This window comes from Vicinamibacterales bacterium (assembly GCA_035699745.1).
Classification (GTDB): domain Bacteria; phylum Acidobacteriota; class Vicinamibacteria; order Vicinamibacterales; family 2-12-FULL-66-21; genus JAICSD01.
In genome coordinates, this window is the sequence record DASSPH010000040.1 from 38,265 (window position 1) to 62,648 (window position 24,384).

Annotated in this window: 15 protein-coding genes; 11 read left to right on the forward strand and 4 right to left on the reverse strand. The window is 69.1% G+C overall.

Features of this window, described 5'->3' with window-relative positions; all coding sequences use genetic code 11:
• Nucleotides 1–178 precede the first annotated feature (178 nt).
• A complete protein-coding gene (locus tag VFK57_08035) occupies nt 179–3,586 on the reverse strand; it encodes a phospholipase D-like domain-containing protein (protein HET7695639.1) in 3,408 nt (1,135 codons plus the stop codon).
• 293 nt (nt 3,587–3,879) lie between these two features.
• Here VFK57_08035 and VFK57_08040 point away from each other — a divergent pair, with 293 nt between their 5' ends.
• The 6 genes from VFK57_08040 to VFK57_08065 all read left to right on the forward strand — a co-directional run bounded on the left by VFK57_08040 (nt 3,880) and on the right by VFK57_08065 (nt 9,756).
• Nucleotides 3,880–4,476, forward strand: a complete 597-nt coding sequence (locus VFK57_08040) for a murein L,D-transpeptidase catalytic domain family protein (GenBank protein HET7695640.1) — start codon at nt 3,880–3,882, stop codon at nt 4,474–4,476.
• 24 nt (nt 4,477–4,500) lie between these two features.
• Entirely contained in the window at nt 4,501–5,499 is a 999-nt protein-coding gene (locus tag VFK57_08045) for a hypothetical protein (protein HET7695641.1), read from the forward strand.
• On the forward strand, nt 5,496–6,386 hold the full coding sequence (locus tag VFK57_08050) for a VWA domain-containing protein (protein HET7695642.1): 891 nt from the start codon (nt 5,496–5,498) through the stop codon (nt 6,384–6,386). Before VFK57_08045 ends, VFK57_08050 begins: the two co-directional genes overlap by 4 nt.
• Nucleotides 6,387–6,440: 54 nt before the next feature.
• Nucleotides 6,441–7,673 (forward strand): DUF2264 domain-containing protein, encoded by a 1,233-nt coding sequence (locus VFK57_08055; protein ID HET7695643.1) that lies wholly within the window; start codon nt 6,441–6,443, stop codon nt 7,671–7,673.
• 10 nt (nt 7,674–7,683) lie between these two features.
• The gene (locus VFK57_08060) at nt 7,684–9,102 is read left to right on the forward strand and encodes an arylsulfatase (protein HET7695644.1); all 1,419 of its coding nucleotides are present in this window, start codon (nt 7,684–7,686) and stop codon (nt 9,100–9,102) included.
• A gap of 138 nt (nt 9,103–9,240) precedes the next feature.
• Nucleotides 9,241–9,756: a prepilin-type N-terminal cleavage/methylation domain-containing protein gene (locus VFK57_08065; GenBank protein ID HET7695645.1), complete on the forward strand. Its 516-nt coding sequence runs from the start codon at nt 9,241–9,243 to the stop codon at nt 9,754–9,756.
• Nucleotides 9,757–10,030: 274 nt separating this feature from the next.
• Here VFK57_08065 and VFK57_08070 read toward each other — a convergent pair whose 3' ends face one another.
• Complete coding sequence (locus VFK57_08070; GenBank protein HET7695646.1) at nt 10,031–12,475, reverse strand: ABC transporter permease; 2,445 nt, start codon at nt 12,473–12,475, stop codon at nt 10,031–10,033.
• A gap of 95 nt (nt 12,476–12,570) precedes the next feature.
• Here VFK57_08070 and VFK57_08075 point away from each other — a divergent pair, with 95 nt between their 5' ends.
• A complete protein-coding gene (locus VFK57_08075) occupies nt 12,571–13,926 on the forward strand; it encodes a PQQ-binding-like beta-propeller repeat protein (GenBank protein ID HET7695647.1) in 1,356 nt (451 codons plus the stop codon).
• Nucleotides 13,927–14,064: 138 nt separating this feature from the next.
• Nucleotides 14,065–17,295, forward strand: a complete 3,231-nt coding sequence (locus VFK57_08080; protein HET7695648.1) for a TonB-dependent receptor — start codon at nt 14,065–14,067, stop codon at nt 17,293–17,295.
• A 347-nt stretch (nt 17,296–17,642) separates the two neighbouring features.
• On the opposite strand, the gene VFK57_08085 is transcribed toward VFK57_08080, so the two are convergent.
• Nucleotides 17,643–19,718 (reverse strand): alpha-glucuronidase family glycosyl hydrolase, encoded by a 2,076-nt coding sequence (locus VFK57_08085; protein ID HET7695649.1) that lies wholly within the window; start codon nt 19,716–19,718, stop codon nt 17,643–17,645.
• Nucleotides 19,719–19,720: 2 nt separating this feature from the next.
• Nucleotides 19,721–20,926, reverse strand: a complete 1,206-nt coding sequence (gene manD, locus VFK57_08090) for a D-mannonate dehydratase ManD (protein HET7695650.1) — start codon at nt 20,924–20,926, stop codon at nt 19,721–19,723.
• Between the two features lie 102 nt (nt 20,927–21,028).
• Between manD and VFK57_08095 the strand changes: the two genes are divergently transcribed.
• The 3 genes from VFK57_08095 to VFK57_08105 are packed head-to-tail and all read left to right on the forward strand — an operon-like array spanning nt 21,029 to nt 24,381.
• On the forward strand, nt 21,029–22,216 hold the full coding sequence (locus VFK57_08095; GenBank protein ID HET7695651.1) for an ROK family transcriptional regulator: 1,188 nt from the start codon (nt 21,029–21,031) through the stop codon (nt 22,214–22,216).
• Between the two features lie 22 nt (nt 22,217–22,238).
• Complete coding sequence (locus tag VFK57_08100; GenBank protein ID HET7695652.1) at nt 22,239–23,573, forward strand: hypothetical protein; 1,335 nt, start codon at nt 22,239–22,241, stop codon at nt 23,571–23,573.
• A 22-nt stretch (nt 23,574–23,595) separates the two neighbouring features.
• Entirely contained in the window at nt 23,596–24,381 is a 786-nt protein-coding gene (locus VFK57_08105) for a hypothetical protein (GenBank protein ID HET7695653.1), read from the forward strand.
• Nucleotides 24,382–24,384: the final 3 nt, after the last annotated feature.

Here is a 24,384-nt window from a genome sequence, read left to right on the forward strand (position 1 = left end):
GAGGGGTCAAGCGATCAGCTTGAACCACCGATTATACCGCAATCCGGCGCGCGATACAGTCGTGCCCGCCGCTCGGCGCCGTCCGCTCACAGCTTTCCGCATTCGGTGCCCGATCACCCGATCGCCCGATCACCCGATCACCCGATCACCCGATCACCCGATCACCCGATGGCCCGTCTCACTTCGGCACGATGGTCGAGTCCAGCTTGCCGCTGCCGGGCGCGGCGTTCAGGTAGCGCTCTGCCGACAGCACGATCTGATCGATCGAGAGGCCGTCCTCCCGGTTCTGCACGCGGATGCGCTGCGGGCCGGTGGTGGCGAAGTACAGCACCGGCGCCATCACCCCGGCACCCCACGCGTGATCTTCCCAGCCCCAGCCGGCGACGCCGCACCCGCTGCACGATTCGAGGAGGAACTGCGCCGCGTTCGTCGTCCCGATGCGGTAGATGGGCGTGCCTTGCGCGTCGACCGCGCCCGAGAACTGGATGTGCGCCGAATCGTTGCTCCAGTCGTTGCGTTCCGCCATGCCGCGGATCCACAGACGATACGCCCGGCCGGCGTCGGCGTTGAACGTGAACTCGACGTAGCCCGACGGATCCGCCAGCGGCGTGACGACCTTCGGCACGCCCATGTCGGGAATCCACGCGCGCCTGCCCGCCGCGGCGGTGCTGTCGTTTTCGAGCCGCCACGGCCCCGCCACCGTCGTGGCATCGGCTGCGTAGAGCACGATCTCCTTGATCCCGGACGGCGGCGGGGGCGGCGGCGCGGTCGTCGCCTGCACGCGGACGTTGTCGAACGTCGCGGTCGCCGTTCGTGATACGTCGTGGCTCGAGACGGCGAGCCCGGCGTACACCGTCGCCGGCATCGCGAACGTGTCCTGCCCGACGAACGACCAGCTGACCCCGTCCGCCGACTGATACGCGGCGATGGTGCCGCCTCGGCGTTCCAGCTTGACCCACGCCGGCGCGGCGCCGAACGTTCCGGCGGTGTTGGCCGACAGCCCGCCCGACGCGACGCGCCGCTGGAACGCGATCCCCTTGCCCGCCGACACCAGCATGAACGCGTGCGGCGAGTCCGCGGCGAGGCGCTCGCGGATCATCACGCCCGCCTTCACCCATGCGTGCACGTACTCCACCGACGCCACGCGCGCGACGACGTCGGCGTCGCCGGTGAGGGGTTGCCAGACGAACTGAAATGCGTCGGCCGAGCCCCACACGTCCGCCCCGGCTCCCTTGACGGTGAAGGTGCCGTTCGAGGCCGCCGCCGATCCCGCGGCGCCGACCGCGCCGATGTCCTGCGCCTTCCAGGGATCCGGCAGCGCCGGCGGCGGCGGAGGCGGCGGCGTCGGCGTCACGCTTCGCACGGTGACGTTGTCGAACCCGGCGGTCGCCAGCCGCGTCGCGTCGTGGCTCGACACGCCGAGCCCGACGTGCACGTCGGCGCCCATCGCGAACGTATCGCTGCCCACGACCGACCAGCTCGAGCCGTCGGCAGACACGGACGCGGTGATCGTGTTGGCGCGGCGCTCCAGCTTCACCCACGCCGGCGCAGTCCCGCCGCCCCCCGCGGTGCTCGTCGACAGTCCGCCCTCGGCGACGCGGCGCTGAAACGCGAGCCCCTTGCCCGGCGACACGAGCATGAACGCGTGCGCCGATTCCGGGGTCAACCGCTCGCGGATCATCACGCCCGCCTTGGTCCACGCGTGGATGTATTCGACCGAGCTGACGCGGGCGATGACGTCGGCATCTCCGCTGAGCCGCTGCCAGGCGAAGTGCAGCGCGTCGGCAGCGCCCCACACGTCCGCGCCGCCGCCGGCGATCGTGAAGGCGCCGTTCGAGGCGCTGGCGCGTCCCGCGGGGCCGACGGCGCCAATGTCCTGCGACTGCCAGGGCGAGGGCAGGGACGCCGGTGGCGGCGCATTCGCCACCGTGACGGTGACGCCCGACGAGGAGGCGGCCGCGCCGGCGTTGTCCGTCGCGCGCGCCGTCAGCGTGTAGCTGCCGGCCGGCACGTTGCTCCACGTGAGCTGGAACGGACTGCTGGTATCGCTGCCGATGAGACTGCTGCCCGCGTAGAAGTCGACGCGGACGACGGCCCCGTCGCTGTCAGCGGCGGTGGCGGCGATCGCGATCGTGGCCGGGGCGGTGAACGTGCTGCCGCTGGCCGGGCTCGCGATCGACACCGTCGGCGGCGCGTTCGGCGGTGGGGGAGGCGGCGTGCCCCCGGCGGTGGTGAAGGAATAGACCGCCCCCGCGGCCTGCTGGAGCGCCGCCGTCTTGCTCACGATCCTCCAGTAGTAGGTCGTCCCCGGGTTCAGCGCCGGCAGGGTGAAGCCGTGCACCTCGCTCGGCGTGGCGGTGACGCCTGCGGCGAGCAGCGGCGGGGACGGCGAGGTGCCGAAGTAGACGTCCGCCGTCCAGCCCCAGAGTCCCGGGTTCCACCGCAGCGCCGTGCCGCTGGTCGCGACGCCGGTCGCGCCGTTCGCGGGCGAGACGTAGGCCGGCGCATCGGGCGGCAGCGGACGGAACGGCGCCGTCTCGATCGCCCCGGCGGCGTTGTTCCACTTGCGCTCGAAATTCTGCCGGAACCACTCGAAGAACCACGGCTTGGCGGTGAAGTAGTTGTGCTCGTACTGCGACGTGTTCGACTCGTTGGTCCAGTTGGACGAGCCGAAGATCGTCGTCGCCTGTCCGTAGAGCAGCGTGCTCTTCTGGTGGAGGAAGCCTTCGTGCGCGCGATCGCGGATCTGCACGCCCGCCATGTAGAGGCGATCGACCTGATACGCCTGCCAGAAGTTCGAGGGATTGCGGTAGCGCTCCCCCTCGACGATCAGCCGCACGGGGACGCCGCGCCTGGCGGCGCGAATCAGGCCGTCGGCATGATTGGCGTCCGTGATCTTGTACATCACGCTGTCGATGCGCACCTGCTCGGCGTCGTAGAGCGGCACGGATCGGGTGGCGAAATTCTCGAACGGTACGAAGCTGAGATCGGGATCGATCGCGTAGAGGGGGTAGCGCCGCACCGGCGCCGACGCGATGTTGGCGTAGTCATAGAATGCCGCCGCGTCCACCCACGCGTCGTCGAACTTCCGGCGGAAGCTGTCGACGAGGCTCGGCTGATCCGTGAAATAGATTCCCTCGTCGGTGTAGTTGGCGTAGGGGACGATCGGCTTGAAGTAGAAGTCCGAGTAGTTGGCGGCGCTCCACTCCACGACGTTCTGCGCGTCGAAGATCATGAACTTCCAATGGAGCATGCCGCCGCCGCTCTTGGCGCGCATGGGGATGCCGGCATCTCTCAGGCGCGCCAGGATGATCTCGTTCTTCGGCGTGGTGAGATTGCGGCGGGGCTCCATCAGGACGCGCACGCGCACGCCGGCCTGGTGGCGCGCGATGATCGCGTCCGCCATCGCGTCGTCCTCCATGAAGAGCATGGCGAGATCGATGGCCGTCGGTTCGTTCTGAATGCGCGAGAGGAGCAGCGCGCGGCAGTCCTGAAACGACGGGTCGCACATCAGCTCGGCCGCTGCGGCCCGGGAGGACAGCGCGAGGAGGAGGACTCCGAGGTTGAAGAGAAGGCGCCTACCCATGGCGCGCCCTGAAAGCACGGGGTGTGCCGGACGGGCTTCAAGCTGTTCCGTATCGTGTAGAATCGATTGGATTTACCGTCCGGTGTGGTAGAATGATTGTGCGGTCGCGTTTCAGCGGCCGCGTTCAAACGTCAAAAATGCTCCATTTTTTCCGTGCTGCCACACGTGTGGCTACGTTTCGCTTCGCGCTTGCCACGGCTGTTCTGGCGCTGCCGGGTTCCACCGCCGCCGGGCGAACGGTCGAGCCGTCGGCAGCAACCTCAGCCGCGGCGGCGCGGAAAGCCGTTACCACTGTGGCAGCGGAGTTCGACGCCGCCGCGTGGGCGCCGGCGCTCCGCGGCGGGATCGATCCCGCGCTGTTCGCCCTGGCGATGGACGCCGCCGCGCAGGCCGTCTCCCGCGGTGACGCGGCCGAGCCACGCACGCTGACGGTGATCGACTTCTCGCGTCCCTCCACCGAGAAGCGGATGTGGGTCTACGACCTCCGATCGCGCGCGCTGTTGTTCCACGAGCTGGTGGCGCACGGGCGGGGCAGCGGCGCGAATCTCGCGACGGCGTTCTCGAACGTGCCGGAGAGCAACCAGTCGAGTCTCGGCCTCTTCCGGACGGCCGAAGCTTACATGGGCAAGCACGGTCTGTCGCTGCGCCTCGACGGGCTCGAGCGGGGGATCAACGATCGGGCACGGGAGCGGGCGATCGTGATTCACGGCGCCGACTACGTGAATCCCGCCACGGCGCACGCGCTGGGACGTCTCGGCCGCAGTCTCGGCTGCCCTGCGGTCCGGCCCGAGATCGCGGCGTCGCTGATCAACGCGGTGAAGGGGGGCGGGCTGCTGTTCGCCTATTACCCGAATCGCTCCTGGCTGTCGTCCTCGACGTACCTCAACTAGCCGAACTGCCTCATAATGCGCGCCATGCCGGCGCGCGCGATCCTCGTGCTCTTCCTGCTGTCCCTGACGCAGGACGCGCCGCGCCCGGCTGCGGACATGCCCGCCGCCGATCTCTTCGACGCGTATCTCGCCGGGAAGCAGATCGACAGCGCCATCGCTCGCTTCGTCCAGACGAACGGCTTCGTCATGGATCTGCGATCCGCCGCGTACCCGTGGATCGACGCCGCGCCGCCGGAGGCCCGCAGGCGCCGCCTCGCGGTTGCGTCCGCCGCGCTCGAGGTCGCGGCTGCCGATCTGCGCGCCAGGGAAGCGCAGCGCGCGCTGCTTCCGTGGGCCGCGGCGCTGCTGACCGAGCATCCGCCGTCTGACGGCGAGCGCGCCTGGCACCGTGCGGCCAACGCCCTCGTGCAGCGCACCCGTGATGCCTTCCTCGTCAATCTTCCCGTTCAGAGCCTCGCGCGGTTCCCTGACGACGACCGGCTGCTGCTGGCGCGGCTGCTCGCGCGCGAACAGGAGAGCTGGAACGTCGTGAAGATGCAGGCCCGGGCGGGCGACCCCGGCGCCGCGATGCTGCAGTCGCTGGCGAAGGACTTCGAGGGCTTGACGTCGCGCCGCGTCGTGGAGGCCGAGGCGCGCCTCCGCGTCGGGCTCACCTATCTGCGGCTCGGGCGGCACGCCGACGCGTGGACCCAGTTGGCGCGCGTCGAGCCGTTGACCGGCGATCGGTTCCTGCTGTATCTCTCGCGCTACTTCAGCGGCCGCGCGCGGCTCGGCATGGCGGACGTGCCCGGCGCCGCGGCGGCGTTCGCGTCCGCGCTCGAGCTGTTCCCGCGGGCGCAGTCGGCCTCGTTCGCCCTGGCCGGGATCCTGTTCCGCGGACCGGACCGTGCGCGCGCGCCAGGGGTTGTCGAGGCGGCGGTCGCGGGGACGGACGCCGCCCCGGATCCGTGGCGAACGTATCAGGACGGGGACTATCGCTTCTGGCCCGAGCTGGTGGCGCAGCTCCGGACGCAGCTTCGATGACGCCGCGGCCGACGCTCGCCTGCGGTGTGCTGTTCGCGGCCGTGGTGTCGGTCGCAGCGAGCCAGGTGCCGTTCCGGTCGGAGCGGACCGTGGTATCGGTCGTCGTCTCGGTGCGGTCCGGCAACGCCCCGGTCACCGCCTTGACGGCAGCGGATTTCCGGCTGACCGACAATGGCCACGGGCAGAGGATCGACGCAGTCTCGATGGAGAAGCTGCCGATCGATCTCACGCTGGCGATCGACACCAGCGGCAGCACCGCAACCGGCGTCGGCCGGCTGGTTGCCGAGGCGGCGTCGCTCGCGCGCCGGCTTCGTGCGAGCGACCGGTTCCGGCTGTTGTCCATCGACACGATGGTGCACGAAGTCCTCCCGTTGCGGAGCGCGGCGGAGCAGATCTGGCCGGCGCGGATTCCGTTCAATGGCGCGAGCGCGGTGCACGACGCGCTGTTCGCCGGGCTGGTGACTCCGGTGGACGCCGATCGCCGGCATCTGTTCATCGCGCTGACCGACGGCGTCGATACCATCAGCGCGCTCGACGCCGGTGCGGTTCGCGACGCCGCCGAACGCTCCGACGTCCTGCTCCACATCGTCACGGTGACGTTCGCGGCGGCGCCGCCGCCGGTGCCGCCGAACTGGCTGCCCCGGCGCGACGCCGATCTGGAAGTGCTGCGCGAGGCGGCACGGCGCACGGGAGGCGACATGCACGCGGGCGGTCAGCTCGGGCCCGATTCGCTGCGCGCGGTCACCGCGGCGCTGGAGGATTTTCGATCCAGCTACGTGCTGCGCTATTCCCCCACGGATGCGGCCCCCGGCTGGCACGCGCTGGAGGTCCGCCTGAACCGCCGCGAACCATGGACCGTGAGAGCCCGTCGCGGGTACTTCCGCTGAACGCGGAGCGCGGTCAGCGGAGAGCGGCAAGCGGTGGAGATGAGCGGGAGATCCATGAATCGACGTGAGTTGCTGCAGTCGGTCGCCGGCGTCCTCGCGGTTCCGACCGTGTCGGGCACGGCCGTCACTCAGAGCCTGAGCGCGCCGGCGGACGACCGTGCGATCTGGGTCGGGCTGCTCCGGCGTCTCGCCGATCCGGTGCTGAGGCATCTCGCCGCGGGAACGCTCAAGGCGCGGATGCCCGTGGAGCAGGCGGCGGGGGGGAATCGGGCGGACGTCACGCATCTCGAAGCGCTCGGGCGTCTCGTCGCCGGCGTCGCCCCGTGGCTCGAGCTGGCCGCGGATTCGTCCGAGGAGGGGCGGGCGCGCGGCGCGACGGCGGAGCTCGCGCGTGCCGCCATCGATCGGGCGGTCGATCCGGCCTCGCCCGATTTCCTGAACTTCACGCGCGGCGGCCAGCCGCTGGTCGACGCGGCCTTCCTCGCGCACGGACTGCTGCGCGCGCGGCGGACGCTGGTCGAGCCGCTCGACGCGCGGGCCGCACGGAATCTCCTCGCGGCGCTCGAGTCGACGCGCGTCATCACGCCCGGCTACAACAACTGGCTGCTGTTCTCGGCGATGGTCGAGGCCGGCGTGTCGGCGCTCGGCGGCCGTGCCGATTTGATGCGCGTGGACTACGCCGTCCGGCAGCACGAGGCCTGGTACAAAGGCGACGGCGCCTATGGCGACGGTCCCGCGTTTCACTGGGACTACTACAACAGCTTCGTGATCCAGCCGATGCTGCTCGACGTGCTCGAGGTGTTCCGCGAACGCCAGCCCGCCTGGAAGACGCTATCCGCGCGGGTGGAGGAGCGGGCGCGGCGGTACGCCGCGGTGCAGGAGCGGTTGATCGGCCCCGATGGGAGCTTTCCGCCGCTCGGCCGATCGCTGGCCTACCGCTGCGGCGCGTTCCAGTTGCTCGCCCAGATCGCGCTGCGCCGCGCCCTGCCCGAGAACGTGTCGCCGGCCCAGGTGCGCGGCGCGCTGACCGCCGTGATCCGCCGTACACTCGAGGCGCCGGGCACCTTCGATACGGACGGATGGCTGCGGATCGGGTTCTGCGGTCATCAGCCGGGCGTCGGCGAGTCGTACATTTCCACCGGCTCTCTCTACCTGTGCGCGACCGCGTTTCTGCCGCTCGGCCTTCCGGCGGCGGATGCGTTCTGGGCGGCCGCGCCGGAGCCGTGGACCGCACGGCGCGCCTGGTCGGGTCAGCCGTTCGCGATCGACAAGGCGATTTCGGTGTAGGAGTTCAGAGATGCCGAGTTTCATCCGCACCCTGCCATTCGCCGCCGCGGGCGCCGCGGCGGTGTCCTGGGCCGCGATTGCCGCGGTGCCGCAGCCGCCGCCGTCGCGGCCGAACATCGTCCTCATCCAGGCCGACGATCTCGGCTACGGCGATCTGAGCGCTTACGGGCAGGCGCGGTTCCGCACTCCGTCGCTGGATCGCCTGGCGGCCGGCGGCATCCGCTTCACGCAGTACTACGCCGGCAGCACCGTGTGTGCGCCTTCGCGCGCCGCGCTCATGACCGGCCTGCACACCGGCCACGCGTGGATTCGCGGCAACGGCGAGATCCCGCTGCGTGACGAGGACGTCACCATCGCGATGGCGTTGAAGGACGTTGGCTATCGCACCGCCGTCATCGGCAAGTGGGGGCTCGGCCGTCCCGGCACCCCGGGACAGCCGGATCGGAAGGGTTTCGAGTACTCGTTCGGATTCCTCGATCACCGCCACGCGCACCGCCAGTACACCGATCACCTGTTTCGCAACAGCGAGCCGGTGGCGACGGACCTCGAGAAGGACTACGTGAACGACCTCTTCACGCGCGAGGCGGCGGCGTTCATCGAGCGCGCCGATCCGCGGCCGTTCTTCCTCTATCTCAATTACACCGTGCCGCACGCGGAGCTGCGCGTGCCGGAAGATTCGCTCGAAGCGCTGCGCGGCCGGTTTCCGGAAACGCCGTTCGCCAATGCCGCCGCAGACGGCCGCCCGACCGGCCCGGACGGCCCGTCCCTCGGATACCGATCCCAGCCGGCGCCGAAGGCGGCGTTTGCCGCGATGATCGTCCGCATGGATCGCGACATCGGGCGGCTGCACGATCTGCTGCGCTCGCGCGGTCTCGATCGCCGCACGCTGCTGATGTTCGTCAGCGACAACGGTCCGCACCAGGAAGGGGGCGCCGCGCCGGCCTTCTTCAAGAGCTCGGGCGGTCTGCGCGGGATCAAACGCGATCTCTACGAAGGCGGGATCCGCGTGCCGATGATCGCGAGCTGGCCCGGCACCATCCCGGCGGGGCGCGTCAGCGCGCATCCGTGGACGCACTGGGACATGTTTCCGACGCTCGCCGAGATCGCCTCGGCGAAGGTGCCGGCCGGGATCGACGGTCTCTCGATGGCGCGCGCGCTCCGCGGCGAACGCCAGCGCCAGCACGAGTTCCTCTACTGGGAGTTCCACGAGCGCGGCTTCCAGCAGGCGGTGCGGATGGGACGATGGAAGGCGGTGCGGCTGGCGAAGGATCAGGCGCTCGAGCTGTACGATCTCGAGCACGATCCCGCGGAATCGAGCAACGTCGCCGCGGCCAATCCCGCCGTGGTGCAGAAGATCGAAGCGTACCTCCGCACCGCGCGCACCGACAGCGAGCGGTGGCCCGTCAAGGCGAACGACCGGCGGGAGTGACAACGAACGTCACCCGCCGAATTCTGTCAGTCGCCGCGCCGATCGTGCGCTGCACATAAGTGCTTGCAGGTGCAGCGATTGACGCCCTGACGCCGCCGCGCGCCGCCGTGGCACCGGCGTTGCTCTGTCGTCCAGCTCATGAAACGCCACGCGGACGGCTTCACGCTCATCGAGCTGCTGATCGTCGTCGCCATCATCGGCATCATTGCGGCGATCGCCATTCCCGGCCTGGTCCGCGCCCGTATCTCCGGCAACGAAGCGTGGGCGATCGGCTCGCTCCGCGCCATCGGCAGCGCGCAAGGGACGTTCGCCGCCAGCTGCGCGAGCGGCCGCTACGCCCAGGGGCTGGATACGCTCGGGAGCGGCCCGTCGGGCGGCGCGCCGTTCCTCAGCCCGGATCTCGCGCAGGCGCCGAGCGTCAGCAAGAGCGGCTACACGGTGTCGATGACCGGCACCGCGGTCAGCGGGTTCACCGCGTGCAACGGCGCGGCGAATCTGGCGTCGGGCTTCCACGCCTGGGCCGATCCGATCGCGGTCAGCACCGGCACGCGATACTTCATGCTCAACACGACCGGCAGCGTGTGGCAGGCGACCAGCACGATGTCCGGCGCGAGCGATTCGGCCGCGCCGTCTGGGGCGGTCACGATCCAGTAGCCGGTTGCCAGTAGCCGGTTGCCAGTTGCCGGTTGCCAGTTGCCGGTTGCCAGTTGCCGGTTGCCGGTTGCCGGTTGCCGGTTGCCGGTTGCCAGTTGCCGGTTGCCAGTTGCCGGTTGCCGGTTGCCGGTTGCCGGTTGCCAGTTGCCGGTTGCCAGTTGCCGGTTGCCGGTTGCCGGTTGCCAGTTGCCGGTTGCCAGTTGCCAGTTGCCAGTTGCCGGTTGCCGGTTGCCGGTTGCCGGTTGCCAGCTTCCAGCTTCCGGCTCCTCGCTCCCTATTCCCGCCGCAGCGCCGCGAGGGGGTTGAGCCGTGCGGCGCGGCGCGCGGGCAGCCAGCACGCGGCGACGGCGACGGCCATCAGGCCGAGTGGTACCAGCACGAACGTCGGCGGATCGAGCGGGCTCACCTGAAACAGCACGCCGCGGATCACTCGCACCAGCCCCAGCGACAGGGCCACTCCGGCGGCGATTCCGATCGTCGTCAGCCACAGGCCGCGTGCCATGACCAGGCGCAGGAGATCGTGCGGCTGTGCGCCGAGCGCGCTGCGCACGCCGATTTCGCGCGTCCGTTGTGTCACCGCATACGAGAGGATTCCGTAGAGCCCGATCGCGACCAGCGTCAGCGCGAGCAGGCCGAGCATGCCGAGCAGCGCCGCGGAGAGCCGCTCGGCATACAGCGACCCGTTGCGCTGCGCGTCGAGCGTCTGCAGGTTCGACACGGCCAGACCCGGATCGAGGTTCTGAATTTCCGCGCGCACCGCGCCAAGCACGCCGCGTGGATCGGCAGCGGAGCGGACGTGAATCGTCACGTTCGATGAATACAACTGCGACAACGGCAGGAAGATCGTCGGCCGTGGTTCTTCGGTGATCTTCCTGGCCCGGGTATCGCGCACCACGCCGACGATCTCCACGACACGGCGGCCGCGATCGAGCCGCTTGCCGACGGCGTTCTGGCCGGGCCAGAACCGCCGGACCAGCGCTTCGTTGACGATGGCGACCGGCGCCGCGTCGAGGCGGTCGGCCTCGGTGAACTCGCGGCCTGCGGCAAGCGGCGTTCCGAGCGTGCGGAAGTACCCCGGACTGACCGTGTTGAAGTCGAACGCCAGCCGCTCGCCGGCCGCCGGCCGATAGCCCTCGGGGCGCGCGCCGCTCACCCAGAGGCTGTCGCTGAACGCCACGATCGTGCCGAACGCGACGCTCTCCACCCCCGGCTGCGCGGCGACCTGGTTGTGCAGCGCCGCGATGAACTGCCGTCCGCGGTCGACGTCGTAGTGGTTCATGTTGAGATCGAACGACGCGGTCATGACCTTCGTCGTGTCGATGCCGCTGTCGACCGCCTGGATCGCGCGCAGGCTCTTGATGCAGAGCAGCGCCCCGACGAGGACGACGATCGACAGCGCCGTCTGCACGACGATGAGCAGACTGCCGGCCCGCCAGGTGCCGCGGCTCGGCGCGGACACATCTACCTTCAGCGCCGGCAGGACATCGGCGGCGAGCGCCTGGCGCGCGGGCGCGAGGCCGAACACGATGCCGGTCAGCAGCGCCAGAGTCGCCGCAAACGCCAGCGCCCGCGCATCGATCGCGGCGTCGAGCGAGTGCGGGATGTAGGTGACCTGCTGCTGGAATCCGACGAGCACCTCCGCGATCTTCGACGCGACGACGATTGCGGCGGCGCCGCCGATCGATGCGAGCAGCACGCCCTCGGTGAGTAATTGCCGGACGATGCGGCCGCGGCCGGCGCCGGCGGCCAGACGGATGCCCATCTCCTTGCGGCGGACGACGGCGCGGGCGAGCAGCAGGCTGGCAATGTTCGCGCAAGCGATGAGCAGCACGAGCCCGACCGCGGCCATCACCATCTTCAGCGGCAGCTCGAGGCCGTCGACGTCGTCGGTGTCGCCGCGGCTGCCGTCACGCAGCCGCACGGCCGGCAGCGGCCCCAGGTTGAAGCTGTCCTTCTTCGGATTGCCGGCGGCCTTGCGGCCGAAGCCGAATTCCTCGAATGCCGGATCCAGCGCCGCCTGCGCCTGTGCCATCGTCGCGCCCGGCGCGAGGCGTGCGATGACGTGCAGCCATCCCCAGTTCGTCGCCGTCAGCGCGTCTTCGCTATGGGGCTCGATGGCGGGCGCCATCATGCGCGGAATGTAGACGTCGACGCTGATGCCGCGCGTCGTGCCGAAGAAGCCGGACGGCAGCACGCCGGCCACCGTGAGGGTGCGGGCATTGACCGTGATCCTGCGGCCGATGACCCCGGGATCGGCGGCGAATGCGCGGCGCCACAGACCGTGGCTGATCACGGCCACGGCATGCGTCCCGCCTGCACGATCCTCGTCGGCGCCGAACAGCCGCCCGACCGCCGCGGTGATGCCGACCGTTCGAAAGTAGTTGCCGGAGACGATGGCGCCGGTGACGCGTTCGCCGTGCGTGCCGCCGCTGAGCGTCAACGGACGCTCCGCGTGCGCCGCCAGGGACGCGAGCGCCGGCGCGCGATCGCGCAGCGCCTCGTACACGGGATTGGAGACGATCAGCGGCGAGTCGTTCGCATCGAAGGCGACCAGCCGTTCGGGGGCCTCGACCGGCAGCGGCCGCACGATCACTTTGTCGAGCAGCGAGAAGATCGCGGTGTTGGCGCCGATGCCGAGGGCGAGGGTGACGATCGCCACGATCGAGAATCCCGGCTGCCGCAGCAGCATCCGCACCGCGTATCGCAGGTCCTGATGCACGTCTGCCTCCCCATCGTCGTCTTCGTCCCACGGCGGCTTCGATCCGCGGCGACATAGTACCGCCGCGGGACGGCAAGCGGTGTAGGATTTCGCCGATGAGAACCGTGACCGCGCTCGTGATCGTCGTGGCGACGGCCGTGCTTCGTGCGGCACCGGCGCCGCCCACGCCCGGCGTCGACTGGCCGCAGTTCCGCGGCATCGCGGCGTCCGGCGTGGCCGAGGGCTTCTCGCTTCCCGCGACGTGGAACACCGCCGGCGGCGCCAACGTGCTGTGGAAGACGCCGATTCCCGGGCTGGGTCTCTCCAGCCCGATCGTCTGGAAGGACGACATCTTCCTGTCCACGGCGATCAGCGGGAAGAAGGACGCGGGCCTTCGCGTCGGCTATTACGGCGACATCGCCTCGGTGCCGGACGACACCGAACACGAGTGGCGCGTCTACGCGCTCGACAAGAAGACCGGCCGCGTGAAGTGGCAGCGGACGGCGTACAAGGGTGTGCCGAAGGTCAAGCGGCACATGAAGAACAGCCACGCGAACTCCACGCTGGCGACCGACGGCGAACGGATCGTCGCCTTCTTCGGGTCGGAGGGCCTCTACGCCTACGACATGCGCGGCACGCTGCTGTGGAAGAAGGATCTCGGCGTGCTCGACGCCGGCTACTACATGGTGCCCGACGCGCAGTGGGAAACCGGCAGCTCCCCGGTGCTGCACGACGGCATGGTGATCGTGCAGGCCGACGTCCAGAAGGGATCGTTCCTCGCGATGTTCGACGCCAGGGACGGCCGCGAGGTGTGGCGCGTCGCGCGCACCGACGTGCCGACGTGGAGCACGCCGACGATTCATACCGTGAACGGCCAGACCCAGATCCTCGTCAACGGCATGCGCCACGTCGGGGCCTATGATTTCAAGACCGGCAAGGAAGTCTGGAAGCTGTCCGGCGGCGGCGACATCCCGGTGCCGACGCCGGTGGTGAACGACGGCCTGATCTACATCACCAACGCGCACGGCCCGGCGTCGCCGGTCTACGCGATCAAGGATACCGCCGCCGGTGACATCAGCCTCAAGGCCGACGCCACGAGCAACGATCACGTCGCGTGGAGCGCCCCGCGCAGCGGCGGGTACATGTGCACGCCGCTCGTCTACCGCGGTCTCGTCTACATCGTCCGCTACAACGGCGTGCTGAACGTCTTCGACGCCAGGACCGGCGAGAAGAAATACGAGACCCGCCTTGGCGGCGCCACCTCCGCGTTCACCGCGTCGCCGGTGGCCAACGACGGCAGGGTCTTCATCGCCAGCGAGGACGGCCAGATCTACGTGATCGCGGCCGGCCCGAAATACGAGCAGCTGGCGATGAACGAGATGTCCACGCCCGTGCTGGCGACGCCCGCCATCTCCGAGGGCCGGCTGATCCTGCGGACGCAGGACCAGATCATGGCGATTGGACGGAAGTAGCGGGATCGGTTCGCCGGCCGCGAATCGCGGGGTGCCGGTGTATCATCGGTGCCGGCTTTTCACCTCACCTCACCACAAAAAGGACGCTACATGCAGTCTCGATCCGGTCGGGCGGGTTTCGCTCTCGCCCTCCTCGTCATGCTGGCCGCTCTGCTGCCGGCCCCCGTATTCGCGCAGTTCGACACGTCGACGGTGCTTGGCGCGGTCAAAGACGCGTCCGGCGCCGTGGTCCCCGGCGCGACCGTGACCTTGAAGAACGTCCAGACCGGGATTGCCTCCACCGCGGTGACCGACGCGGAAGGGAATTACCAGTTCCTGACCGTGCGCGTCGGCACCTACACGGTGCGCGCGGAGCTGCAGGGCTTCTCGGCGGCGGAGGCGCGCGACATCGCGGTGACCGTCGGCGCGCGCCAGCGCGTCGACCTGACGCTGTCGGTCGGCAGCGTCGGCGAAACCGTCGACGTCACGGCCAGCGTCAAGCTGCTCGAAACCGAGTCCAGCGATCGCGGCCAGGTCATCGCCAAGGAGCAGATCGTCAATCTGCCGCTGAACGGCCGCGCCTACGCCGACCTCGCGCTGCTGAGCCCCGGCGTCCGCCGCTCGGCGATCTCCGAGTCGCGCGACGCGTCGTTCAACGTCAACGGCCTGCGCAGCGCCGTCAACAGCTTCATGCTCGACGGCGTCGACAACAATTCCTACGGCACCAGCAACCAGGGCTTCTCCAACCAGGTCGTGCAGGTCTCGCCCGACGCGGTGGAGCAGTTCAAGGTGCAGACCAACAACTTCAGCGCCGAGTACGGCCGCACCGGCGGCGCCGTGATCAACGCGTCGCTGCGCAGCGGCACCAACGAGTTCCGCGGCACCGGCTGGGAGTTCAACCGCAATACGGCGTTGAACGCCGTCGGCTTCTTCAAGCCGTCGTCGGGGGTGAAGCCGAAGTTCGATCGCAACCAGTACGGGTTCGTCTTCGGCGGCCCGATCGTCCGCAACCAGACGTTCTTCTTCACCGACTTCGAAGGCTTCCGGCAGACGCGCCGCGAGCTGATGTTCGCCAGCATCCCGACCGCGGCGATGCGCGCCGGCAACCTCGGCAAGCCGATCTTCAACCCGCTGACCGGCGAGACCTACGCCAACGGCGTCATCCCCGACAGCGCGATCACGCCGTTCGCCAGGAAGGTCCTCGCGGGACTGCCGCAGCCGACCCGCGCCGGGATCGCCAACAACTTCGATTCGCTCCCCGAGCGCACCGACTTCAACGACAAGTTCGACGTCAAGGTGGACAACACCTTCAGCACGCGCACCACCGCGTTCGTGCGCGTCAGCCACCGGAACCTGGAGAACTTCGAGCCCGGGCCGATTCCCGGGGAGACGGGCAGCCCGAGCAACGCGTTCGTCCACGTGAAGAACACGCAGGTCGCCGGCGGCATCACCTACATGCCCGCCGTCAGCTCGCTGCTCGAGTTCCGCCTCGGCTGGTCGCGCACCAAGGCGGGCAAGGAGCCTCCGGGCGTCGGATCGCCCGGCATGCTCGAGGCCTACGGCATTCCCGGACTGCCGACCGATCCGCGCTTCGCGGGCGGCCTCACCGAACAGGGGGTCACCGGCTGGACGACCTGGGGACGGCAGAACAGCAATCCCCAGTTCCAGGATCCGACCGTGTTCAATCCACGCATCAACTTCTCGTGGGTCCGCGGCCGTCAGAGCTTCAAGACCGGTTACGAGTACCAGGCGATCAACACGCAGATCGACGATTTCAACCCGAAGTACGGCCGCGACAGCTACGGCAGCCAGTTCTCGCGCCCGGCGTCGGCCCTGACCGCGGATCCGGCGACCTACAACCTCGCGGACTTCATGCTCGGCCTGCGCAGCTCGTATTCGATCATCACCCCGTTCCTCGCCAACCTGCGCCAGCGGATGCACTTCGGCTACGTGCAGGACGACATCAAGGTCGACCCGCGGCTCACGTTGAACGTCGGTCTGCGCTACGAGTACGCGACGCCGCAGTACGAGAAGGACAACTTCCTCACCAACTTCGATCCGGCGACGAACTCGCTGATTCAAGCGAAGGATGGCTCGATTTACGACCGGGCGCTGGTCAACCCGGATCGCAACAACTTCGCCCCGCGGATCGGCGCCGCCTACGCGCTCGACAGCAAGACCGTGCTCCGCGCCGGTTACGGCATGAGCTACATCCACTTCAACCGGCTCGGCGGCGAGAACCTGCTCTCCTTCAACGGCCCGCACGTCGTCGGTCTGACGATCAACCAGACGGTCAGCCAGCCGCTCTGCACTGGTAACCAGGCGCCGACCACCTGCTTCCGGACGACGCAACAGGGGTATCCCGAGGGCTACACGACGCCGGCGAGCTTCAATCCGCTGAACGTCCGCGTGAATTACATCCCGAAGGACAACAAGACCGGCAGCGTAGCGAGCTGGCACGCCTCGGTGCAGCGCGAGATCCTGCCGAACCTCCTGGTCGACGTCGGCTACGTCGGCAACAAGAGCCGCAACATCATGATCCTCGCCGACTACAACCAGGCGCGGGTGAACGGGCCGAACGAGAGCCTCTCCGTCCAGGCGCGCCGTCCGATTCCGAACTTTTCGGAGATTCAGATCGCGTTCGACGGCGGCAGGGGGGACTACCACGCGCTGCAGGTGAAGGTGGAGCGGCGCTACAGCCGCGGGCTGTACCTGCTCAACTCGTTCACCTGGTCGCGCGCGCGCGACAATGCCTCCGGCCACCTCGAGGTCCAGAACGGCGACAACAGCCGGGTGAACTTCGCCAACATCGAAGGGGACTACGGCCGCTCCGGCTACGATCAGCCGTTCAACAACACGACCAGTTTCGTGTGGGAGCTGCCGTTCGGCGAGGGACGCAAGTGGGCGTCGAACATGGGGGCGATCGCCGAAGGGTTCCTCGGCGGCTGGCGCCTCGTCGGGATCAACACGATGACGAGCGGCGCGCCGGTGAACCTGTCCTACACGCCGACCTCGCAGTTCTCGGTCGGCGGAGCCTTCACCTACCGGCCGAACCTGAGCGGCGACCCCAAGACCGAGGACGGCGGCCCGGGCACCTATCTGAACGGCGGCAACGTCACGGTCCCGACCGATCGATCGCAGCCGTTCGGCAACGCGCCGCGCAACGCCGCCCGCGGGCCAGGCTTCGCGCAGTTCGATCTCGGGCTGCACAAGGCGTTCGGCCTCGGCCGCGCCAACACGCGTCTCGAGGCGCGCATCGAGGCGTTCAACCTGTTCAACCGGACGAACTTCAACACCCCCAACGGCAACCGCTCGTCGAACGCGTTCGGCACGATCACCAGCGCGCAGCCGGCGCGGCAGATGCAGTTGGGCGTGAAGCTGTATTTCTAATCGAAGGGGCGAAGGAGGCGAAGAGGCGAAGGAGCCTCGAAGGAGCAGTCGCGTCGGTGATCGAAGGGACGCGAAGGTCGAAGGCTGTCCTTCTAATCGAAGGGGCGAAGGACGCGAAGGAGGCGAAGGAGCGTCGAAGGAGCAGTCGCGTCGGTGATCGAAGGACTCGAAGGTCGAAGGGCGAAGGATGCGAAGGGTGAAGGATTCGAAGTAAGCCCCGTGAAACGAGCGACAGGAAAGCTCCTTCGCTCATCGCGTCCTTCGATCCCCGACGCGACTGCCTCCGTCGACGCTCCTTCGTCGCTTCGCCTCCTTCGCGTCCTTCGATTTGAATGACAGAGCGGCGCCTACAGCCCGCCTGACCGGGCGCGCTCGAAGTACTGCAGGCACTTGTCGCGCCAGGCCGCGGCGTCGGCCGCCTGACGGCGCAGGCGGGCGAGCACCGACTGGTAGCGCTCCTCGTCAACGGATCCGCGAAGCGCCGTCCAGCGCTCGACGAGTCCGGCCGCTTCGTCTGCGCCACGCCGGTAGGTGAGCACCAGTTCATCCCAAAGCGTCCGGCCCGACTTCATCCGGTAATCCCACGGCAGCCGGTGGAACCACAGCAGCAGGGCGTCGGGCGTCGCCGACGGATCGTTCCACTGCGCCGAGAGCGGAGCACGATACTGATTGACCGCGCCGCTCCCGCGCCGCGTGCGGTCGTAGCCGATGCCGTCCCGATCCGCGCGGTGGTAGTAGGTCGCCGACCAGTCCGCCCGGCGCGGATCCGTGTTCTCGGGCATCGGCGCGTAATGGTCGCCGCCGATCAGATGGTGCAGGCCGAGCGGCATGGTGTAGCGCACGTAGATCTCGCGCGAGTCGAGCATCATCGAACGAATCGTGCTGACGACCGCCGGCGCGTCGCCCCACGTCATCCTGATCCACTCCTCGGCGATGCGCTCGGCGGAGAGATCCGGATTCCACGCGAGGCGGCCGAACGCGTACCAGTTCGCCTGGCCGAAGTCGTGGCCGGTCCAGTTGGTGTCGCGTCCGGTGTTGGCGACGCCCGCCATACCGGTCTCCCGGCGGCCGTCCAGCGATCCGTCGACGATCTTCGCGACGCGCGAGCCCGATCCCTTGGCAAAGGTGTCGGCGTCGAGGAACTCCTTCCACATCGGCGCCAGGTAGACGAGGTGGGTGGACTGGCCGAGATACTCCTGGGTGATCTGCAGCTCCGCCATCAGCGGCGTGCGCGGCATCGCGCCGAACATCGGATGGAAGGGCTCGCGCGGCTGAAAGTCCAGCGGCCCGTTCTTGACCTGCGCGAACACGTTGGGGCGGAACGCGCCGTCGAGCGGCACGAACTCGGCATAGGCGCGCTTCACCCGATCGGGATCGACGTCCGCGTTGTAGACGAACGCCCGCCACATGACGATCCCGCCGTGCGGCGCGACCGCGTCGGCGAGCAGATTGGCGCCGTCGGCGTGCGTGCGCCCGTAATCCTGCGGACCGGGTTGCCCTTCGCTGTTGGCCTTGACGACGAAGCCGCCGAAATCGGGAATCCGCCGATAGATCTCCTCGGCCTTGGCCCGCCACCAGCGGACGACCGCCGGATCGCGCGGATCGTTGGTGGCGAGCCCGCCGATCGTCCGCGGCGCCGCGAAGTTGGCGGCGAGATACACGCGGATGCGATACGGACGGAGCAGGTCGGCGATCGCCGCCGCCTGCGCGAGACGCGGCGCAGTGAGTGACTGCGGGTTGGCGTTGACGCTGTTGACGACGGTGCCGTTGATGCCGATCGACGCATTGGCGCGCGCGTAGTCGAGAATCCGCGTCTGCGCCGGCTCCGGCCACCAGAACGACCGCCCGGCGTAGCCGCGCTCGATCGAGCCGTCGAGATTGTCCCAGTGATTCAGCAGCCGGCGCGACAGGCGGGGACGCTCGGCGATGTCGAGTGCGGCGAGCGGCTCGCGCGTCTGGATCAACCGCAGCAGATGAAAGACGCCGTAGAGGACACCCGCTTCGCCGGCGGAGGCGACGACCGTTGCCGGCGTGCCCGCGACGGTCGCGCTGCGGATCACGTACCCTTCGTCACCGAGGCGGGCGAGCGCTGCGTTCCACCCGAGCGCGGCGACCAGCGGCGACGTCGCCGGCGTGCCCGCGACGACGGCGCCCGGGCGAGAGGGGCGATCGACGCGCGGCACCGCTGAGCCGAGGAGACCCGACAGCCCGCGCACCAGTTCCGCCGCGATCACTTCGCCGGTCGGGGAGCGCGACGTGGCGACGACCGCGGTCGCCGCCTGCCTGACGGCCGCGAGGCCCGAAGCCTCGGGAACGGCAGTGTAGCGGAGCCACAGGTCGTAGCCGCTCTCCCCCTCCACGGTGGCCGTGAAGGCGATCGCGGCGGTCGCGATCGCGAGCGTGATGACACGCCACATGCGCATGCCTACCAATCGTGCACCGTTCCATCCAGGCGGCGGGCGACCGGCAGGTAGGCGCGCTGGTACGGGAACGCGGCTGCCGCGTCCTCGTCGATGCTCACGCCGAGCCCTGGCGCATCGCCGGGGTGCATGAATCCGTCGGCGAGCGTGTAGGCGTGCGGGAAGACGCGGTCGGTCTCCGGGGCGTGGGGCATGTATTCCTGGATGCCGAAGTTCGGGACGCTCAAATCGAAATGCAGCGCCGCCGCGAGCGACACCGGACTGAGATCGGTGGCGCCGTGCGCGCCGGTGCGGACGCCGTAGACCTCCGCCAATGCGGCGATCTTGCGAAGGTGGCTGATCCCTCCGGCGTGGGCGACGCTGGTGCGGATGAAGTCGATCAGCTGTTCCTGGATCAGGACGCGGCAGTCGTGGATCGAATTGAACACTTCGCCGACGGCGAGCGGCGTGGTGGTGTGCTGCCGGATCAACCGGAAGCTCTCCTGGTGCTCCGCCGGCGTCGGATCCTCGAGCCAGAACAGCGCATGCGGCTCGAGCGCGCGCCCGAGACGGGCCGCTTCGATCGGCGTCAGCCGGTGGTGGACGTCGTGCAGCAGGTGGAGCTCCGGACCGAGCTCGCGCCGCAGCCGCTCGAAGAGCGGCGCGACCGATCCGAGATAGCGCTCGCTGCTCCAGGCCGATTCGGTGATCGGGCCGCGCGCCGCCGGCTCGTAGTGATCGTTGCGGCCGATCCCGTAGGTGCGGTCGAGCCCGGGCACGCTGCACTGGGCGCGGACGGCGCGATAGCCCTTCGCCGCGTAGCGTGCCACCGACGCGACGGCGTCGTCGATCGTCTCGCCGCTGGCATGGCCGTAGACCATGACCGCGTCGCGGGACGCGCCGCCGAGCAGCTGATAGACCGGCGCGCCGAGCGCCTTGCCTTTGATGTCCCAGAGCGCGGTATCGACGGCGGCGATCGCCGACATGGTGACCGGGCCGCGCCGCCAGTAGGCCCCTTTGTAGAGGAACTGCCAGAGGTCCTCGATCCGGCGGGCGTCGCGGCCGACCAGCGCCGGAATCACGTGGTCGGCGAGATAGCTGGCGACGGCCAGCTCACGGCCGTTGAGCGTGGCGTCGCCGAGGCCGGTGAGGCCGTCTTCGGTCTCGAGCCGCAGCGTGACGAAGTTGCGTCCGGGGCTGCAGACGATCACGCGTCCGTCGGCGATTCTCATGGCGTCCGGGCGAGCATACTTTATTCTCGACCTGAATTAATCCCCGGCTCTGGAGGAGGCGTATGATGGGCCGGCGATAGTTCGCGATCAAAACAAACTCCCATGCGCAAGATCGATCTGACGAACTTCCGGCTCGCGACCAGCGGCACCGCGCGGCAGATCAACCGCCGCATCGCCCTCAGCTTCATCCGCCGTCAGGCCCCCCTGTCCCGGGCCGACCTGGCACGGTCGTCCGGCCTCCAGCCGAGCACCGTCTCCGCGATCGTCGACGAGCTGATCGACGAGGGTTGGGTGACGGAGGGAGTGGGTCATGCGGCCCGCGGCAGGCGGCCGCGGCTCCTGCATCTCAACGCCGAGCGGGCCGGCATTCTCGCCGTCGATCTGCGCCCCGAGACGACGACCGTCGGCCTGGCCGGTGTCGACGCGCGGTTCATCGAGCAGGAGTCGTGGCGCACCCCCGACGATCCGCCGGCCTTCATCGAGGCGCTCAGCCGCACGGTCCGCACCCTGCGGCAGGCGCACCCGCAGGTGCTGTGTGAAGGCATGGGGGTCAGCCTTCCCGGCCGCGTCGATCGCGACGGCCGTCTGGTGTTCGCCCCGAACCTGCGCTGGGGCAGGGTCAACCTGCGGGCGATGATCGAGGAAGCGGTCGCGCTGCCCGTGGCGGTGGAGAATGCCGCCAACGCGTGCGCGCTCGCCGAGTTGTGGTTCGGCCGCCATCCCGAGCACGTCCGCAATCTGATCGCGGTGACGGTCTCCGAGGGCATCGGCGTCGGTCTGCTGATGAACGGGCAGCTGGTCCGCGGCGGCGATGCCCGCGCCGGGGAGTTCGGGCACGTCACGCTCGACGAAAACGGCCCGCCGTGCCCGTGCGGCAACCGCGGCTGCTGGGAGCGGCTGGCGTCGAACTCCGCCGCCGTGGGCTACTATCTGGCCGCCGCGAACCATCACGCGCGCAAGCCCGCCGGGCTCTCGTTCGATCAGCTGCTGCGCCTCGCGCGGGAGGGGGACGGCCGCGCGCGGGCGGCGCTCGACCGCATGGCGGAGTACCTCGGCGTCGGCCTGGCTCCCCTGGTCACCGGTCTCTCACCCGAAGTGGTGATCGTCATCGGCGAAGTGACCAGCGCGTGGGATCGCGTCGGGCCGATCGTCGCCGACATCGTGAAGCGCCGCTCGCTGCCGGCGGCGATGACCAGGATCGTGCCCGCCGAACGCTCGCTGCAGCCGCGGCTGCGCGGCGCGGCCACGCTGGTCGTGCAGCAGCACTTCGGCGCGCCCAATGTCGCGTAGCGTCAGCGAAAGGATCTGACCGATGATCGCCACGGCTGTTGCGGGACTGCTGGTTCTCGGGCTTGGCGCCGGCGCGCAGGCTCCACCCAATCCGAACGCCGCCGCCACCGCGGCCGATCACCAGCACATGAAGGAGCTGCTCGGGATCAAGGCGCTCCGGCCGGGGCCGAGCGGCAACGAGTCGGCGCCCAATCACGCGAACTACGACGAGGCGCTCGCCAATCCGTATCCCAACCTGCCGGAAGTCTTGACGCTCCAGAACGGAGGGAAGGTGACCACCGCCGAGATGTGGTGGAAGCAGCGCCGTCCGGAGATCGTCGAGGCGTTCGATCGCGAGGTGTACGGGCGCGTACCGGCAAACGTTCCGAAGGTCGCCTGGCGCGTCAGTCGAACCGATCGGCTCGAGATCGGCGGGCGCGCGGCGGTCAGCAAGGAGCTGATCGGCGCCGTCGACAACTCCGCGTTTCCCGGGATCGCGGTCGAGATCCAGATGACGCTCGTCACGCCGGCGGACGCGGCGCGCCCGGTGCCGGTGATGATGATGTTCGGGCGCGGCAATCCGCTCGCGACCGAACAGCTGATCGCCGCGGGATGGGGGTACGCGACGATCTCGCCAGCCAGTATCCAGGCCGACAACGGCGCCGGACTCACGAAGGGCATCATCGGGCTGGTCAACAAAGGTCAGCGCCGCCGCCCGGAGGACTGGGGCGCGCTGCGGGCGTGGGCATGGGGGGCGTCGCGCGGCCTCGATTATCTCGAGACCGATCCCGCCGTCGACGCCGGGAAGGTCGGCATCGAAGGGGTCTCACGCTACGGCAAGGCGGCGCTCGTGACGATGGCCTACGACCAGCGGTTCGCGGTCGTCCTCATCGGATCGTCGGGCGAAGGGGGCGCCAAGCTGCACCGCCGCAATTTCGGCGAGGCGGTGGAGAACCTCACCGGCTCGGGCGAGTATCACTGGATGGCGGGCAACTTTCTGAAGTACGGTGCCGAGGAATCGGCCTTCGGGCGAAAGACGGCGGGCGACATTCCGGTCGACGCGCATCAACTGCTGGCGTTGTGCGCGCCGCGATTGACCTTCGTCAGCTACGGCGTTCCCGAGCGCGGCGACGCGAAGTGGCTCGATCAGCAGGGCAGCTACATGGCGGCGGTCGCGGCGCAGCCGGTGTTCCGTCTGCTCGGCGCCAAGGGGCTCGGCGTGTCGGACGACTACATGAAAGAGAAGATGCCGCCGGTCAACACCGGCCTGCTCGACGGACAGCTCGCGTGGCGTCAACACGACGGCGGCCACACCGACGGCCCGAACTGGCAGTACTTCATTCCGTGGGCGAGCCGGTTTCTCGACGTCAAGCGATGACCTGATATATCGTTAGCCACGCATGGCACACACTGCGTGGCCGCTGGTCCAGCGCAAGTTCGGGGAAACCAGCCGGCGCGAGTTCTGGTGGGTTCAACCGTTCGCCGTTTTTCTCACGCTGTCCGTCTTCATCGTCTACGCAACGTGGGCGGCCTTCCAGGGCAATCACTACGAATACGGCCCGTACCTGTCCCCGTTCTATTCGCCGCTGCTGTTCGGTGACGGACCGCATGCGTGGTTCGGCCCGGTGCCGGCATGGTGGCCGGCGGCGCTGCCGTTTTCCGCGGCGCTGCTGATTCTCTGGGCGCCGGGCGGGTTCCGCTTCACCTGCTACTACTACCGCGGCGCGTACTACAAGGCGTTCTGGCAGGATCCGCCGGGATGCACCGTCGGCGAGCCGCGCACGTCGTACTGGGGAGAGCGATCGTTTCCGCTCATCCTCCAGAACGCGCACCGCTACTTCCTCTACTTCGCGCTGGTCTTCACGGTGATCCTCACCGCCGACGCGATCAGGTCGTTCCGGTTCGGCAACAGCCTCGGCATCGGCGTCGGCAGCCTGGTGATCACCATCAACACCATCCTGCTCACCGGCTATACCTTCAGCTGTCACTCGCTGCGCCACCTGGTCGGGGGACGCAAGGACGAGGTCTCGACCAGCGCGGTCCGCCTCGGCTGCTACACGGCGTGCTCGGCGATGAATCGCCGGCACCAGGTGTTCGCCTGGCTGAGTCTGTTCTCCGTCGGCTTCGCCGACCTCTACGTCCGTCTGTGCTCGATGGGCATCTGGACTGACTACCGAATTCTCTGACCG